This is a genomic window from Neisseria sicca, from assembly GCF_014054945.1.
Classification (GTDB): Bacteria; Pseudomonadota; Gammaproteobacteria; order Burkholderiales; family Neisseriaceae; genus Neisseria; species Neisseria sicca.
This window is the reverse complement of record NZ_CP059566.1, coordinates 2,520,903-2,536,364: the sequence shown is the minus strand read 5'-3', so window position 1 is coordinate 2,536,364 and position 15,462 is coordinate 2,520,903. Positions and strand designations below refer to the sequence as shown.

Sequence of the window (15,462 nt, the reverse complement as noted above, 5' to 3'; positions counted from 1 at the left end):
CTGAAAACTTCTGTTTAGTAACGTTCCAAATCGATATCCAAGCCCAGTGAGCGAATCTCTTTAACCAATACGTTGAAGGACTCAGGCATACCGGCATCGATTTTGTGTTCGCCTTTGACGATGTTCTCGTACATTTTGGTACGGCCTGTTACGTCGTCGGACTTCACGGTCAACATCTCTTGCAGCGTGTAGGCTGCGCCGTATGCTTCCAGCGCCCAAACCTCCATCTCACCGAAACGTTGGCCACCGAACTGAGCTTTACCGCCCAGAGGCTGTTGAGTAACCAAACTATATGGACCGGTAGAACGCGCGTGCATTTTTTCGTCAACCAAGTGGTGCAGCTTCAGATAGTGCATCACACCTACTGTTACCTTACGGTCAAACGGTTCGCCAGAGCGTCCGTCATACAGTGTGATTTGGGTTTTGCTGTCGTTAAAGCCCAGTTTTTCAACTTCAGGATCATCGCTTGGGTAAGCCAAATTCAGCATTTCGCGGATTTCGGATTCTTTCGCACCATCAAACACCGGCGATGCGAAAGATGCGCCTTTACGCAGGTTGGAAGCCAGTTCGATGATTTCTTCATCAGTCAGGGCATCCAAATCTTCTTTCTTACCGCTGCCGTTGTAGAGTTTGTTCAAGAACTCGCGCAGCTCGCTGGCTTTGCGTTGTTCTTTCAGCATACGGTCGATACGCTCACCGATACCTTTTGCTGCCCAACCTAAGTGAACTTCCAAAATCTGACCGATGTTCATACGGGAAGGTACGCCCAACGGGTTCAGTACGATGTCCACAGGACGACCGTCCGCCATGTAAGGCATGTCTTCCACCGGCAGAATGCGTGATACCACACCTTTGTTACCGTGGCGACCCGCCATTTTGTCACCGGCTTGCAGACGGCGTTTGATGGCGATAAAGACTTTCACCATTTTTTGTACGCCAGGCTGCAATTCGTCGCCTTGGGTCAGTTTTTTCTTCTTGATTTCGTACAACTCGTCCGCTTCTTCGCGTTTTTGTTGCAGACTCAATTTAATCAGTTCTAATTGTTTGGCCAAATCTTCATCAGACAAACGGATATCAAACCAATCGTGTTTGCTGGGCAGACCCGCCAGATATTCGGTAGTGATTTCACTGCCTTTAGCCAGCTTCATCGGACCGCCGTTGGCTTTTTGACCGACGATCATGCGCTCAATACGGTCGAATGCATCGTTATCAAAAATACGCAACTGGTCGCCCAAGTCTTGACGGTAACGTTTCAGCTCGGAATCAATAATGGATTGAGCACGTTTGTCGCGTTGGATACCTTCGCGAGTAAAGACTTGAACGTCGATAACCGTACCGCTCATGCCGGTAGGCATACGCAACGAGGTGTCTTTTACGTCGGATGCTTTTTCGCCAAAGATGGCGCGCAGCAGTTTTTCTTCCGGAGTCAGTTGGGTTTCGCCTTTAGGCGTTACTTTACCTACCAACACATCACCTGCTTCCACTTCCGCACCGATATAAACGATACCGGATTCGTCCAAACGGTTTTGCATACGCTCGGACAAGTTCGGAATATCGCGGGTGATATCTTCCGCACCCAGCTTGGTATCGCGGGCAACGACATTCAATTCCTCAATGTGAATCGAAGTATAGCGGTCGTCTGCAGCTACTTTTTCGGAAATCAGAATCGAGTCTTCATAGTTATAGCCATTCCACGGCATGAAGGCGATAGTCATATTTTGACCCAAAGCCAATTCGCCCAAATCGGTAGATGCACCGTCAGCAATCAAATCGCCGCGTTGCAAAACGTCGCCGGCTTTGACGGCAGGACGTTGGTTAATGTTGGTAGATTGGTTGGAACGGGTGAATTTAACCAAGTTGTAAATATCGACACCCACTTCACCAGCAGTCGCTTCATCGTCATGAACACGAATCACAACACGGTTGGCATCGACATACTCAACCACACCGCCACGACGTGCAACGATTGCAGTAGCAGAGTCAACGGCAACAGAACGCTCAATACCGGTACCAACCATCGGTTTTTCAGGACGCAGGCACGGTACAGCCTGACGTTGCATGTTGGCACCCATCAATGCACGGTTCGCATCATCGTGCTCCAAGAACGGAATCAGAGATGCCGCTACAGATACCACTTGACCAGTTGCCACGTCCATATATTGGACACGGTCAGGCGTTGCCATAATGGTTTCGCCTTTTTCACGACAAGTTACCAAGTCACCAATCAAATTACCGTCTTTGTCCAAATCAGCATTCGCCTGTGCAATCACATAGCGGCCTTCTTCAATGGCAGACAAGTAATCGATTTCCTCGGTTACTTTGCCGTCGATAACGCGGCGATAAGGAGTTTCCAAGAAACCATAATCATTGGTACGCGCATAAACGGACAATGAGTTAATCAAACCGATGTTCGGACCTTCAGGCGTTTCAATCGGACATACACGGCCATAGTGAGTCGGATGCACGTCTCGCACCTCGAAACCGGCACGTTCACGGGTCAAACCACCCGGGCCCAACGCAGATACGCGGCGCTTGTGGGTTACTTCAGATAAGGGGTTGGTCTGATCCATAAACTGACTCAATTGGCTTGAGCCGAAGAATTCTTTGATGGCAGCAGAAACAGGTTTTGCATTAATCAAATCATGCGGCATTAAGTTTTCTGATTCCGCTTGATTCAGGCGTTCTTTTACGGCACGTTCCACACGAGCCAAACCGCTGCGGAATTGGTTTTCAGTCAACTCACCTACCGAACGCACACGACGGTTGCCCAAGTGGTCGATATCGTCCACTTCGCCATGACCGTTACGCAATTCAACCAAAGTAGCAATAGAAGCAACAATATCTTCGACGCTCAGAACATAACCGCCTTTTTCGGCAGCACCTGCGAAGGTTTCGTTCAACAAACGGCCATACCAAGAATGTTGTTGTGCTTCAGACAATTTTTGCTCATAAGTACGCGTATTGAATTTCATACGGCCTACGCGAGACAAATCGTAGCTGTCTTCACTGAAGAACAAGCGGTTAAACAACTGCTCGACTGCTTCCTCGGTAGGAGGTTCGCCCGGGCGCATCATGCGGTAAATCGCAACACGTGCTGCTTGCTGATCAACAGTCTCATCAGTGCGCAGAGTATTGGAAATGTAACCACCCTGATCCAATTCATTAATGTAAAGCGTAGTAAGCTGTTTTACACCATGAATATCAAATTTTGCCAACAATTCTTCAGTGATTTCATCATTGGCTACAGCCAATACTTCACCCGTTTCAGGGTCAATCAAATCCGCGGCCAAAGCTTTGCCAATCAAACTTTCCGGCTCCACATCCAAACGGGTTAATCCCGCATTGCTAATATCACGGATATTTTTTGCGGTAATGCGTTTACCTTTAGCAACCAAGACGTTGCCTTCTTTATCCAAGATATCAACTTTGGCAGTTTCACCTTTCAGACGACCTACAACCAAATCAGTTTGGACACCATTTTCAGACAGATAGAACGTTTCTTTATCGTAGAAAATATCCAAGATCTGCTCATTGTTGTAGCCCAAGGCCTTCAACAAAATCGTAACCGGCATTTTACGGCGACGGTCGATACGGAAATACAGCAAATCTTTCGGGTCAAATTCGAAATCCAACCACGAACCACGGTAAGGAATGATTCGAGCAGAGAACAACAATTTACCGGAGGAATGGGTTTTACCGCGGTCATGCTCAAAGAACACACCGGGAGAACGGTGCAACTGAGAAACAATCACACGTTCGGTACCGTTAATGACAAACGAACCGCTTGGAGTCATCAATGGGATTTCGCCCATGTACACTTCATTTTCACGGACTTCTTTGACTGTCGGTTTAGACGCTTCCTTGTCTAAAATAACCAGTCGGATACGCGCGCGCAAAGGGGCTGCATAAGTGATTCCGCGCAATTGACATTCAGGAATATCGAACAAAGGCTCACCCAACGTGTAATGCACAAACTCCAGACGCGCATAACCATTGTGGCTTACGATAGGAAAAATAGAATTAAATGCAGCCTGCAGACCATCGTCAGTGCGCTGATCAAAAGCATTTTCTAATTGCAGAAATTTCGCATAAGAATCAATTTGTGTTGCCAACAAAAAGGGAACGTCCAATACGTTCTCTCGTTTTGCAAAACTCTTACGGATACGTTTTTTCTCGGTAAACGAATAGTTCATATACACTCCGAAAAGCAATTTTAAAAAAGAGGTCGTCTGAAATAACGCCTATTGTTTGTGTTATTTACATTTATTTAAACTTAGCTTGCGAATAAATTGCAAATAAATGTAAATAACAAATTAACCTAATAACAATAAGCAAAATAAGGCTGGCAGAAAACTGCCAGCCTTCACAGGAAGCATCAAATTATTTGATTTCGACTTTAGCGCCGGCTTCTTCCAATTGTTTTTGGATGTCTTCAGCTTCAGCTTTAGAAACACCTTCTTTAAGAGTTTTAGGTGCACCATCAACGATGTCTTTAGCTTCTTTCAGACCCAGACCGGTAATTGCGCGAACTACTTTAATCACGCCAACTTTTTGGTCACCGGCAGAAGCCAATACTACGTCAAATTCAGTTTTTTCTTCAGCGGCAGCAGCACCAGCGCCAGCAGGACCCGCAACTGCAACAGCAGCAGCAGAAACGCCGAATTTTTCTTCAAAAGCTTTAACCAAGTCGTTCAATTCCATTACGGTCAAAGAACCAACTGCTTCCAAAATGTCTTCTTTAGTAATAGCCATGCTATTTATACTCCAAATATTGTATTAAAAAATAATTGATTAACAGAAACAAAATTGATTAAGCGGCTTCTTCGCCTGCTTTTTTCTCTGCCAAAGCAGCCAAACCGCGCGCAAAGCCTGATACAGGAGCTTGCATAACGAACAACAGTTTGGACAACAGCTCTTCGCGGCTCGGAATAGAAGCCAACTCAGCAACCTGAGCAGCATTCATTACTTCACCATTGTAAGAACCGGCTTTAACTACAATCTTGTCATCTTTTTTCGCGAATTGGTGCAACACTTTAGCAGCAGCAACAGCATCTTCAGAAGCAGCATAAACCAATGGACCAACCATTTGATCAGCCAAAGCTGCGAATGAAGTACCCTCTACTGCACGACGAGCCAATGTGTTTTTCAGAACGCGCAAATAAACGCCTTCTTTACGCGCATTTGCACGAAGCTCAGTCATACTGGAAACACTGATACCGCGATATTCAGCAACCACGAGAGTCTGAGCGTTAGCAATTGCTGCGCTGATTTCCTCTACGGCTACTTTCTTGGTTTCAATATTGAGACTCAAGGTCTACCTCCCACTGTTTATAAACAGGATATCGGAATGATATCCCACCAGCGCGGTAACCTAAAAAGACATCTTACAAGCAATCTTGTAATGTGTTTCAGGACTACCGTCTGCGTAGGGCAGTTACGATTAAATCTTGCGATCCCTACGGTCTTGGACATCTACTTAATTCTAAGTAGCCCAAATTCAAGCAACTCTATTTTGAGTTGCTTGAAAATTTCTTAGATTAGTTATTCACGCTTGATGTATCAACGCGAACACCTAAACCCATAGTGCTGGATACAGCAACTTTTTTCAGGTACTGACCTTTAGCAGCAGCAGGTTTAGCTTTAACGATAGCATCCAGCAATGCATCAAAGTTCTCTTTCAAATCAGCCTCAGCGAATGAAGCACGACCGATAGTTGCATGAACGATACCAGCTTTGTCTGTACGATATTGCACTTGACCTGCTTTTGCATTTTTAACTGCTTCAGCCACATTAGGAGTAACAGTACCTACTTTAGGGTTTGGCATCAAGCCACGTGGACCCAAGATGGTACCCAATTGACCAACGATGCGCATTGCATCAGGAGAAGCAATAACAACGTCAAAGTTCAGATTACCTGCTTTAATTTCAGCAGCCAAATCTTCAAAGCCGACAACATCAGCACCAGCTTCTTTAGCTGCATCAGCATTTGCACCTTGAGTAAATACTGCTACGCGGGTTGTTTTACCGGTACCTTTAGGCAGAACAACTGAACCACGGATAACTTGGTCAGATTTACGCGGATCAACACCCAAGTTGAAAGATACGTCAACAGACTCGTCAAATTTAGCAGTCGCTGCTTTTTTTACCAAAGCAATTGCTTCATCAATTGCATATAATTTATTGGCTTCAACAGAAGAGCGCAAAGCTTTCAAGCGTTTAGATACTTTAGCCATTATACAACACCCTCCACATCCAAACCCATTGAACGAGCAGAACCGGCAATAGTGCGAACAGCGGCATCCAAATCAGCAGCAGTCAAATCAGGTTCTTTAGTTTTAGCAATTTCTTCCAACTGAGCACGGGTCAATTTACCCACTTTATTGGTCAGAGGATTAGAACTACCTTTTTGCAAACCGGCGGCTTTTTTCAACAGAATAGAGGCCGGAGGAGTTTTCATCACAAAAGTGAATGACTTATCCGCAAATGCAGTAATTACAACTGGAATCGGCAAACCAGGCTCCATGCCTTGGGTTGCAGCATTAAATGCTTTACAGAATTCCATAATATTCAGACCACGTTGACCCAAAGCAGGACCAACTGGGGGAGATGGATTGGCTTTACCTGCAGGAATTTGCAGTTTGATATAGCCGATAATTTTCTTTGCCACTTATAGGACTCCTAAAAACGGGTATAGCGCGGAACCATTTCCGCTTCCCAAAAAAGAATTCAGCATTATATTTACTTAGAGATTTTTTTTCAAGGGATTTAAAAACTTAAATCTTTTCTACTTGACCAAACTCCAGCTCAACCGGGGTTTCACGACCAAAAATCTGAACTGAAACCCTCAATTTATTACGCTCATAATTCACTTCATCTACAATACCGTTGAAGTCAGCAAAAGGTCCTTCGTTTACACGAACTTGCTGCCCCACTTCAAATTCAACTTTAGGTTTAGGCTTCTCAACTCCAGAACGAACCTGTTGCAAGATTGCATCAGCTTCTCTTTGAGAAATCGGAGTAGGCTTATTTGCCGTACCGCCAATAAAGCCTGAAACACGAGGAGTACTTTTCACCAAATGCCATGAGTCATCAGTCATTTCCATTTCGACCAAAACATAGCCCGGATAGAACTTACGCTCGCTAATGGTTTTGCGACCATTTTTAATATCGACCACTTCTTCAACCGGAACAAGAATCTGACCGAAATAACCTTCCATACCTTCGCGAGCGATACGCTCTTTTAGGGTCTTCTGGACATTTTTCTCAAAGCCGGAATAAGCCTGCACAACATACCAACGTTTTGACATTTTTACCCCCTCTTCAACAACACATCAAAAAACAGCCAGGAAATAGCACTGTCTGCCGCGTAAATAAATACTGCCAAGATTGCAACAAATATAACGACGAAGACCGTCATCTTAACTGCATCATCCCGCGTAGGCCAAACAACTTTTTTAAACTCAGACCATGAGTTTTTAAAATAGGAAAGCAGCCCTTCTCGCTTAGGCGGCGTAGAATGATTGCCGGATGTTACAAGCTGACCCGACTTTTCTGCTTTATGTTCAGATGTATGTTCAGTCATCTTTACTCACTCACCACAGCATCAAAGTCGCACTATCTCACTCATGCAATGGTTTAAATTAATTACTAAAAAAGAAATGCAAAAAAATTAACCGGCACAGGGCCGGTTAATTTTTTATTTGGCAGGCCAAGAGGGTCTCGAACCCCCAACCCTCGGTTTTGGAGACCGATACTCTACCAATTGAGCTATTGGCCTCTAAACTTAAGCGATGATAGAAGAAACCACACCTGCACCTACGGTACGGCCACCTTCGCGAATCGCAAAGCGCAGACCTTCTTCCATAGCGATAGGTGCAATCAGTTCTACAGTGATGGCTACGTTCTCACCAGGCATAACCATTTCTACACCTTCTTCCAAAGTAACCGCGCCGGTTACGTCGGTAGTACGGAAGTAGAATTGAGGACGGTAGTTGGCGAAGAACGGAGTATGACGGCCACCCTCTTCTTTGCTCAATACGTACACTTCCGCTTTGAATTTGGTGTGCGGAGTGATGGTACCCGGTTTAGCCAATACTTGACCGCGTTCCACTTCTTCGCGTTTGGTACCGCGCAGCAATACGCCTACGTTGTCACCTGCTTGACCTTCGTCCAGCAGTTTGCGGAACATCTCAACACCGGTACAAGTGGTTTTTTGGGTTTCTTTCAGACCTACGATTTCGATCTCGTCACCAACGTGGATGACACCGCGCTCTACACGGCCGGTTACTACGGTACCGCGACCGGAGATGGAGAATACGTCTTCGATAGGCAACAGGAACGGTTTGTCCACGGCACGCTCTGGAGTCGGGATGTAGCTGTCCAATGCAGCAGCCAGTTCGAAGATTTTTTCTTCGTAAGCTGCGTCGCCTTCCAAGGCTTTCAGTGCAGAACCTTGTACGATCGGGCAGTCGTCGCCTGGGAAGTCGTAGCTTGACAGCAAGTCACGGATTTCCATTTCAACCAGTTCCAACAGCTCGGCATCGTCAACCATGTCGCATTTGTTCATGAACACGATGATGTAAGGTACGCCTACTTGGCGGGCCAACAGGATGTGTTCGCGGGTTTGCGGCATAGGACCGTCGGCAGCGGAACATACCAAGATTGCGCCGTCCATTTGTGCGGCACCGGTAATCATGTTTTTAACGTAGTCGGCGTGACCCGGGCAGTCTACGTGTGCGTAGTGGCGGGTTTCGGTTTCGTATTCTACGTGTGAGGTATTGATGGTAATACCGCGGGCTTTTTCTTCGGGAGCGTTGTCGATTTGGTCGTAAGCTTTTGCAGCACCGCCGAATTTTTTAGCCAAAATAGTAGTCAAAGCAGCAGTCAGGGTGGTTTTACCATGGTCAACGTGACCGATGGTGCCAACGTTTACGTGCGGTTTGCTACGTTCAAATTTTTCCTTTGCCATGGCAAATTTCCTATCTTTAAAATACTGAGAAAATGGTATTTGGTGCCCATGGGCAGATTTGAACTGCCGGCCTCTCCCTTACCAAGGGAGTGCTCTACCCCTGAGCTACATGGGCCAATAGACTATTGGAGCGGGTGAAGGGAATCGAACCCTCACCGTAAGCTTGGAAGGCTTCTGCTCTACCATTGAGCTACACCCGCAGACTTACTGCATCAATGCTCCAACACATTGGAATTTGGTGGTGGGAGAAGGATTCGAACCTTCGAAGCTCTCGCAACAGATTTACAGTCTGCCCCCTTTGACCGCTCGGGAATCCCACCAAAAGAGAACGCAAGTTTATTCGTGACTCAGATTTTCGTCAAGTTCTTTTTTAATTTTGTTTTCTTAAAATCACTCAATTTATTGCTTTAAAAAAGAATTTATTTGAACTGAATGATTTTTTCGTATTTTGCCATCAGCTCTTCGTGCGTTTCCGGATGCTCTTCATCAATCAGGATGCAGTCCACGGGACATACCTGCTGACATTGCGGCTCATCGTAGTGGCCTACGCACTGCGTACACAAATTAGGGTTGATTTCGTAAATTTCCTCGCCTTGCGAGATGGCGTCATTGGGGCACTCCGGCTCGCAAACGTCACAGTTAATGCACTCATCTGTAATAAAGAGCGACATTTCTTTTCCTTTTTCATTTAAATTATCAAAACCGATTGGGCGCGGATTATAGCACAAACGCGTCAAAAACAATCCGTTTAGGCGAATGTTTACACCCTGGTAATGATTCTCAAATCCCTTACTATTCAGCCACTTGGACAAACTGCAAGAGCACAAAACCGCTCTTACCCGCCCGTCCTTCGCGATAAGGCTCCAGCCACTCGGGGAAATCGGGCAGCTCCCCTGCTTCAATATAGACCATTGCCCCGTTTTTCAAGCTATTTTTCAAAGAAGCAAACAAATTTTCCCAATCCTGCCACGCAAACGGCGGATCCAAAAAGACCACATCAAACTTTTCAGACGACCTCTGCAGATACGCAAGGCCATCGGTATTGAGGATTTCCAGTTTATCCAAACCCAATGCTCTGGCGTTTTGCCGCAGCATATCGGCAGTTTTGCGATTATTATCTGCCAGCACCACCCTCTTCGCGTTACGGGATGCTGCTTCAAATCCCAACGCGCCGCTTCCGGCAAACAAATCCAACGCATTCAGACCGGTCAAATCCTGACCCAGCCAATTGAAAAGTTTTTCGCGGACACTGTCAGGCGTCGGACGCAGACCGTCCGCATCTGCAAAAACCAGTTTCCGTCCCCTGCATTGCCCGCCGATGATGCGGACTTGATTTGAATGTTTGCTGTGTTTGCTCATGATTAAAACGAATCGTCCGACAGTTTCAGACGACCTCTAAAGAATGACAAAGCAGCCATTATACCGCAGCGTTTTTTTCATTTAAGGCCGCATGAAAACAAATCGGCGCATCGTGAAATTTTATTTTTTATGATGCTAAACTTACAAAATTTTATAAATCATAAAATATTTTCTCAAATAAAAAGGTCGCTTACGTCCGCCATTAGAACTTTCCCACCGCTTTTTCAGTCTATTGGTCATAATACGTAATGAAAATATGGATGGCTGACAATGCCGCTTTGGAAAATTTTTTTGGGTGTTTATATCGGCGGCGTGATTGCCTTCACCGCCCACGCCCATTTCTTTGACGAATATTACCGCCACTTGGGATTGATTCCGAACTTGGGGCGCGGTTTGCTTTGGTTCGTCTTTTGCCTGCCCTTGATCGGTAAAACCGTTGCTTTGATTGTCAGTTTGTTCTTTCTTGCCACGTTGGTTTTTGCAAGGCGTTAAATCCCTTCTTAATAAAACTGAAAAGGTCGTCTAAAATTTTTTCAGACGACCTTTTCTCTTTAAACCAACCTACCTTCACTCTTTCGGTGCAGGCGGTTCAATCTGTTCTTTCCAGCCGCATTCTTTTTGCGGGCAGACTTTTTCCACGCCCCAGCGTTTGGTGGTTTTGATGGTCAAGACCGGCCAATGGCAGTTCGGGCATTCTTCGGCGACGGGCGGGTTCCAAGTGGCGTAGTTGCAGTCGGGATAGGTGCTGCAACTGTAAAACAGTTTACCGTAGCGGGATTTGCGCTCGACGAGGTTGCCTTTTTTGCATTGCGGACATTGGACGCCGGTATCTTTCGGTTTTTCCAGCGGCTCGACGTGTTTGCATTTGGGGTAGTTGGCGCAGCCGATGAATTTGCTGCCGGTACGGCTGTATTTGTACACCAGCCTTCCGCCGCATTTGGGACACTCGCGCCCGTCGAGTTCAGCTTGCTCGGCTTCGGCTTTGGCGATGCGCTCGGCGGCTTCTTCGGCGGTTTCGTTAACGTTGCGGGTGTAGCTGCACTCGGGATAGCCGGCGCAGGCGACGAAGCGGCCCATTTTGCCGAACTTGATTTGCAGTTTGTGTTCGCCGCATTTTGGACAGGTTTCGTCGAGTTCCTGCGTGGTGAATTTGGCGCGTTCGATGCCTTCTTTTTCTTCCACTTGTTTGATGAACGGTTTCCAGAATTTGTCCATCACGGGAATCCAGCGGCGTTTGCCGTCGGCGATTTCGTCGAGCTGGTCTTCGAGTTTGGCGGTGAAGTGGTAGTCGACGTATTGGGCGAAGTGTTCGGTCAGGAATTTGTTGACGATGTCGCCTGTGTCGGTGGGCATGAAGCGTTTTTGCTCAAGGGTAACGTATTCGCGGTCTTTGAGCGTGGAGATGATGCTGGCGTAGGTCGAGGGGCGACCGATGCCGTATTCTTCGAGTGCTTTAACCAGCGTGGCTTCGTTGTAGCGCGGCGGCGGGGTGGTGAAGTGTTGTTCGCCGTAGAGTTTGTCCACAGGCAATTTGTCGCCTTCGCTCATTTCGGGCAGTTTTTTGCTGTCTTCGCCTTCTTCATCGTCGCTGCTTTCTTCGTAAACGCTGAGGAAGCCTGCGAAGGTTTGCACTTGTCCGGTTACGCGGAATACGCCTTTGCCGACGGTAATATCGACGGTAGTTTGGTCGAATTTGGCAGGCGTCATCTGACAGGCGACGGTGCGCTGCCAAATCATTTGATAGAGTTTGAACTGGTCTGCGCTCAGGAAGGGTTTGACGCTTTCGGGCGTGCGGTACACGGAAGTCGGACGGATGGCTTCGTGCGCTTCTTGGGCGTTTTTGGATTTGGTTTTGTATTGCTTGGCGGCACTCGGCAGATATTCTTTGCCGATTTTGTTTTCGATGTAATGGCGGATTTCGGTTAATGCTTCATCTGCCAAATTCACGCTGTCGGTACGCATATAGGTAATCAAACCGATGGCGCCCTGCCCTACGTCTATGCCTTCGTAAAGCTGCTGGGCGGTACGCATGGTACGGTCGGTGGTGAAGCCGAGTTTGCGCACGGCATCCTGCTGCATGGTGGATGTGGTGAACGGAGCGGCGGGATTGCGGCTGCGCTTTTTCTTTTCGATGGCGGTAACAACGGCCTCTTTGCCTTCGAGTTCTTTCAACACGTCGGCTTGCGCGGCTTCGTTCGGCAGGTCGAATTGTTCGAGTTTCGCGCCGTTGTATTGGGCAAGTTTGGCGGTGAACTTGCTGCGGCCTTTGTGGCTGTCGAGATGCACCGTCCAATATTCCTGCGCTTCAAACGCGCGGATTTCGTTTTCGCGTTCGCAAATCAGACGCAGGGCGGGGCTTTGCACACGGCCTGCGCTCAAACCGCGGCGGATTTTTTTCCACAACAATGGCGAGAGGTTGAAACCGACCAGATAGTCCAAAGCGCGGCGGGCTTGTTGTGCATCAACCAAGTCCATTTCGATTTCGCGCGGGTTGGCGACGGCGTCGAGGACGGCGTTTTTGGTGATTTCGTGGAACACGACACGCTGCGGCTTGATGTTTTTCAGGCCGCGTTTGGATTTGAGGATTTCAAAAAGATGCCAGGAAATCGCTTCGCCTTCCCTATCCGGGTCGGTTGCGAGGTAGATGTTTTCGGCTTCTTTGGCTCCCGCGACAATCGCATCGACGTGTTTGGCGTTGCGTTTGATCAGCTCGTATTTCATGGCGAAGTCGTGTTCGGGATCGACGGCACCGTTTTTGGGGACGAGGTCGCGGACGTGGCCGTAGGAGGCCAGAATTTCGAAATCGCCGCCAAGGTATTTTTTCAGGGTTTTGGCTTTGGACGGTGATTCGACGATTAAGAGGTTTTTCGCCATTGTTTGTTCTCTTTTAATGTATTGGATGATGCGTTTCAGACGATCTTTCTGAACAAGCTGCGTCAAAAGGTCGTCTGAAAAGGTTTAATGCATGGTCGCTTTGCCGTTGAGCGCGCCCATCAGGTCGTCGCCGATTAAGACGGGCAATTCGCTTTTGTGCGCCCACAACAAGAGCAACACCAGCACTTTCGCCGTATCGAGCGTGATTTCTTCGGGCGGGATGTGCATCAGGGCGTGGATGACGATTTCGCGCTGCTCATAAGTGATGGCGCGTTCGGCAACCAGATACTGCATCAGCCCCATGACTTCCTGCGGCAGGTTTTCCACTTCTTCGTTGCAATACACGCGCAGGGCATGGCTGTCGAACGGCGCGGCGGCAAATTCGGACGTGTTGAACAACACTTCCATCATCATCAGCGTATTGCCGATTTCCGTTACGTCAAAACCCGCATCTTCCAACAGGCGGCCCAAATCCTCCGGCGGCGGGCAGTTGTCGAAATCTTGGAAGTGTTCGATGAGATAGGCGATGACTTCTGTCATGCTGGTTCCTTAATGAATGAATCAATTATGCTTTTATGCGCTGATAGCGTCCGCCCGGCAAGGCGGCGACGATGCCGTCGAGTTCGTATTCCAGCAGTCGGGCGTAAACGTCTGCCGCCGCCCATGCGGTTTGCTGCGCCAATATATCGGGATGAACGGGGTCGTAACCCATGGCGTCCAGCAGCCCGTCTTCCGCTGTCGGCGCGGCAACCGTATTGGTTTGCGCCGGCTGCTTTCGGACATGAAGGTCGTCTGAAAACGGAAAAACAGGTTCAGACGACGCCTCTCCGACGGCAGTGCGTTTTTCCGTTTTTTTGTTTTTCTTATTTATAGAATATGATGGAACTGCCGCATTTTGCAATAGCCCCGGACATTCGTGAAGGATGTCGTCCAAACATTCCACCAGTTTCGCGCCGTCTTTAATCAGCTTGTGGCAGCCCTTACTGTGCGGATTGTCTATCGAACCGGGCACTGCCATCACCTCCCGCCCCATCTCCGCCGCCAGCTTGGCGGTAATCAGCGAACCGGATTCCAACGCGGCCTCGACCACCAGCGTAACCTGCGACAAAGCGGCGATCAGGCGGTTGCGGCGCGGGAAGTTGCCCGCAAACGGCCGCGTATCCAAAGGAAACTCGCTGACAATCAATCCTTTTTCAGCGATTTCATAGGCAAGGTTTTTATTGGACGGCGGGTAAATGCGGTCTATGCCCGTCCCCCATACGGCGATGGTGCCGCCACCCGCCTGCAATGCGCCTTGGTGGGCGGCGGTGTCGATACCTGAAGCCATACCCGACACGACGGGAATATCCTGCTCACTCAACGCCCTGCCGAAATCCTTGGCAATCCGCATCGCCTGCGGCGTGGCATGACGGCTGCCGACAATAGCGGCGGAAGGTTTGTGCAGCAGTTGCACGTTACCGCGCAAAAACAAAACCGGCGGCGCGGTAATACCCTGCGTCAGCATTTCGGGGAAATCATCATCTTGCAGCAGCAACAGACGGCAGCCGTCCTGCTTTTCCCATTGCAGCGCCGCTTCCGCAGCCTTTTGCGCCAACGCCCCTTTTTCACCGTTGCGCCAAGATTCGGCTGCCTGCTTGTGGCGCACTATCGTGGCGATTTGCTCCGCAGGAGCATCCAGCGCGGCTTTCGCGCTGCCGAAACGTTGCAGCAGGAGCAAGAAGCCCTCCGCACCGACATAAGGCGTAAACGCCAGTTGCAGCCAGGCAAGGCGGTCGTTTTCCGTCATCAATTGTGTCCCCTTGTGTTTTCAGACGACCTTTGTTCGGGAGGTCGTCTGAAAACAGATAAATGTCAGTATTTAAAGATAAAGCCGGCGAACTTTAAACCGATACGGCGTTCCCGCACCTGATTCCGGTTTCGTACCTGTTCACCGTCATGCGGATGCTGCCAAACAGCCGGCAGCCCGTTAGTAACTTTTGTAATATTTTTATATTCTACACGATACGGTAGAAATGTCCGTTATAGTGGATTAAATTTAAATCAGGACAAGGCGACGAAGCCGCAGACAGTACAGATAGTACGGAACCGATTCACTTGGTGCTTCAGCACCTTAGAGAATCGTTCTCTTTGAGCTAAGGCGAGGCAACGCCGTCCTGGTTTAAAGTTAATCCACTATATTTGAATGGTTGTCGCACATTGCCTCAAAAGTGAGTTGGTTATTCGACAAAAACGGGCGTGTTGATGGCAAACAAGGTCGTCTG

13 protein-coding genes, 4 tRNA genes and 2 pseudogenes are annotated in these 15,462 nt (G+C 48.2%); 1 reads left to right on the top strand and 18 read right to left on the bottom strand.

Annotation, left to right across the window (positions count from 1 at the left end):
* Positions 1-14: 14 nt before the first annotated feature.
* The 14 genes from rpoB to rsmD form a co-directional block, all read right to left on the bottom strand.
* Positions 15-4,193, bottom strand: coding sequence for a DNA-directed RNA polymerase subunit beta (gene rpoB, locus H3L95_RS12095; RefSeq protein ID WP_003760502.1), 4,179 nt, complete (start codon positions 4,191-4,193; stop codon positions 15-17).
* Positions 4,194-4,380: 187 nt separating this feature from the next.
* Complete coding sequence (gene rplL, locus H3L95_RS12090; protein WP_003677916.1) at positions 4,381-4,752, bottom strand: 50S ribosomal protein L7/L12; 372 nt, start codon at positions 4,750-4,752, stop codon at positions 4,381-4,383.
* Between the two features lie 58 nt (positions 4,753-4,810).
* A complete protein-coding gene (gene rplJ / locus H3L95_RS12085) occupies positions 4,811-5,311 on the bottom strand; it encodes a 50S ribosomal protein L10 (protein ID WP_003760504.1) in 501 nt (166 codons plus the stop codon).
* 226 nt (positions 5,312-5,537) lie between these two features.
* A complete protein-coding gene (gene rplA, locus H3L95_RS12080; RefSeq protein WP_003742647.1) occupies positions 5,538-6,233 on the bottom strand; it encodes a 50S ribosomal protein L1 in 696 nt (231 codons plus the stop codon).
* Complete coding sequence (gene rplK / locus H3L95_RS12075) at positions 6,233-6,667, bottom strand: 50S ribosomal protein L11 (protein WP_002220151.1); 435 nt, start codon at positions 6,665-6,667, stop codon at positions 6,233-6,235. The genes rplA and rplK overlap by 1 nt, the downstream gene beginning before the upstream one ends.
* A 106-nt stretch (positions 6,668-6,773) precedes the next feature.
* A complete protein-coding gene (nusG, locus tag H3L95_RS12070) occupies positions 6,774-7,307 on the bottom strand; it encodes a transcription termination/antitermination protein NusG (RefSeq protein WP_003760509.1) in 534 nt (177 codons plus the stop codon).
* A gap of 2 nt (positions 7,308-7,309) precedes the next feature.
* Positions 7,310-7,582: a preprotein translocase subunit SecE gene (gene secE / locus H3L95_RS12065; RefSeq protein WP_003760511.1), complete on the bottom strand. Its 273-nt coding sequence runs from the start codon at positions 7,580-7,582 to the stop codon at positions 7,310-7,312.
* Positions 7,583-7,701: 119 nt separating this feature from the next.
* Positions 7,702-7,777, bottom strand: a tRNA-Trp gene (locus H3L95_RS12060).
* Between the two features lie 6 nt (positions 7,778-7,783).
* Positions 7,784-8,968 (bottom strand): elongation factor Tu, encoded by a 1,185-nt coding sequence (gene tuf / locus H3L95_RS12055; protein WP_003742643.1) that lies wholly within the window; start codon positions 8,966-8,968, stop codon positions 7,784-7,786.
* Between the two features lie 40 nt (positions 8,969-9,008).
* Positions 9,009-9,083 (bottom strand) — tRNA-Thr (locus tag H3L95_RS12050).
* Positions 9,084-9,094: 11 nt separating this feature from the next.
* Positions 9,095-9,168: transfer RNA gene (locus H3L95_RS12045), tRNA-Gly, on the bottom strand.
* Between the two features lie 36 nt (positions 9,169-9,204).
* Positions 9,205-9,288 (bottom strand) — tRNA-Tyr (locus tag H3L95_RS12040).
* 99 nt (positions 9,289-9,387) lie between these two features.
* Entirely contained in the window at positions 9,388-9,639 is a 252-nt protein-coding gene (locus H3L95_RS12035) for a YfhL family 4Fe-4S dicluster ferredoxin (RefSeq protein WP_003679513.1), read from the bottom strand.
* Positions 9,640-9,760: 121 nt separating this feature from the next.
* Entirely contained in the window at positions 9,761-10,327 is a 567-nt protein-coding gene (rsmD, locus tag H3L95_RS12030; RefSeq protein WP_003760515.1) for a 16S rRNA (guanine(966)-N(2))-methyltransferase RsmD, read from the bottom strand.
* Positions 10,328-10,597: 270 nt separating this feature from the next.
* On the opposite strand from rsmD, the gene H3L95_RS12025 reads away from it, so the two are divergent.
* Positions 10,598-10,819, top strand: a complete 222-nt coding sequence (locus tag H3L95_RS12025; RefSeq protein ID WP_003760517.1) for a hypothetical protein — start codon at positions 10,598-10,600, stop codon at positions 10,817-10,819.
* A gap of 75 nt (positions 10,820-10,894) precedes the next feature.
* Here the strand turns inward: H3L95_RS12025 and topA are convergent, their stop codons facing one another.
* The 4 genes and pseudogenes from topA to dprA form a co-directional block, all read right to left on the bottom strand.
* The gene (topA, locus tag H3L95_RS12020) at positions 10,895-13,201 is read right to left on the bottom strand and encodes a type I DNA topoisomerase (protein ID WP_009312695.1); all 2,307 of its coding nucleotides are present in this window, start codon (positions 13,199-13,201) and stop codon (positions 10,895-10,897) included.
* Positions 13,202-13,285: 84 nt separating this feature from the next.
* Positions 13,286-13,741, bottom strand: coding sequence for a Smg family protein (locus H3L95_RS12015; RefSeq protein WP_003742632.1), 456 nt, complete (start codon positions 13,739-13,741; stop codon positions 13,286-13,288).
* A gap of 25 nt (positions 13,742-13,766) precedes the next feature.
* A pseudogene (locus tag H3L95_RS14270) lies at positions 13,767-13,922 on the bottom strand (DprA-like winged helix domain-containing protein); the annotation flags it as partial.
* Positions 13,923-14,017: 95 nt separating this feature from the next.
* Positions 14,018-14,987: pseudogene (dprA, locus tag H3L95_RS12010) on the bottom strand (DNA-processing protein DprA); the annotation flags it as partial.
* Positions 14,988-15,462: the final 475 nt, after the last annotated feature.

Bases quoted from the DNA above. Each gene is read 5' to 3' on its own strand.
- rpoB (WP_003760502.1), bottom strand. From the start codon at position 4,193: ATGAACTATTCGTTTACCGAGAAAAAACGTATCCGTAAGAGTTTTGCA.
- rplL (WP_003677916.1), bottom strand. From the start codon at position 4,752: ATGGCTATTACTAAAGAAGACATTTTGGAAGCAGTTGGTTCTTTGACC.
- rplA (WP_003742647.1), bottom strand. From the start codon at position 6,233: ATGGCTAAAGTATCTAAACGCTTGAAAGCTTTGCGCTCTTCTGTTGAA.
- nusG (WP_003760509.1), bottom strand. From the start codon at position 7,307: ATGTCAAAACGTTGGTATGTTGTGCAGGCTTATTCCGGCTTTGAGAAA.
- secE (WP_003760511.1), bottom strand. From the start codon at position 7,582: ATGACTGAACATACATCTGAACATAAAGCAGAAAAGTCGGGTCAGCTT.
- tuf (WP_003742643.1), bottom strand. From the start codon at position 8,968: ATGGCAAAGGAAAAATTTGAACGTAGCAAACCGCACGTAAACGTTGGC.
- H3L95_RS12035 (WP_003679513.1), bottom strand. From the start codon at position 9,639: ATGTCGCTCTTTATTACAGATGAGTGCATTAACTGTGACGTTTGCGAG.
- rsmD (WP_003760515.1), bottom strand. From the start codon at position 10,327: ATGAGCAAACACAGCAAACATTCAAATCAAGTCCGCATCATCGGCGGG.
- H3L95_RS12025 (WP_003760517.1), top strand. From the start codon at position 10,598: ATGCCGCTTTGGAAAATTTTTTTGGGTGTTTATATCGGCGGCGTGATT.
- topA (WP_009312695.1), bottom strand. From the start codon at position 13,201: ATGGCGAAAAACCTCTTAATCGTCGAATCACCGTCCAAAGCCAAAACC.
- H3L95_RS12015 (WP_003742632.1), bottom strand. From the start codon at position 13,741: ATGACAGAAGTCATCGCCTATCTCATCGAACACTTCCAAGATTTCGAC.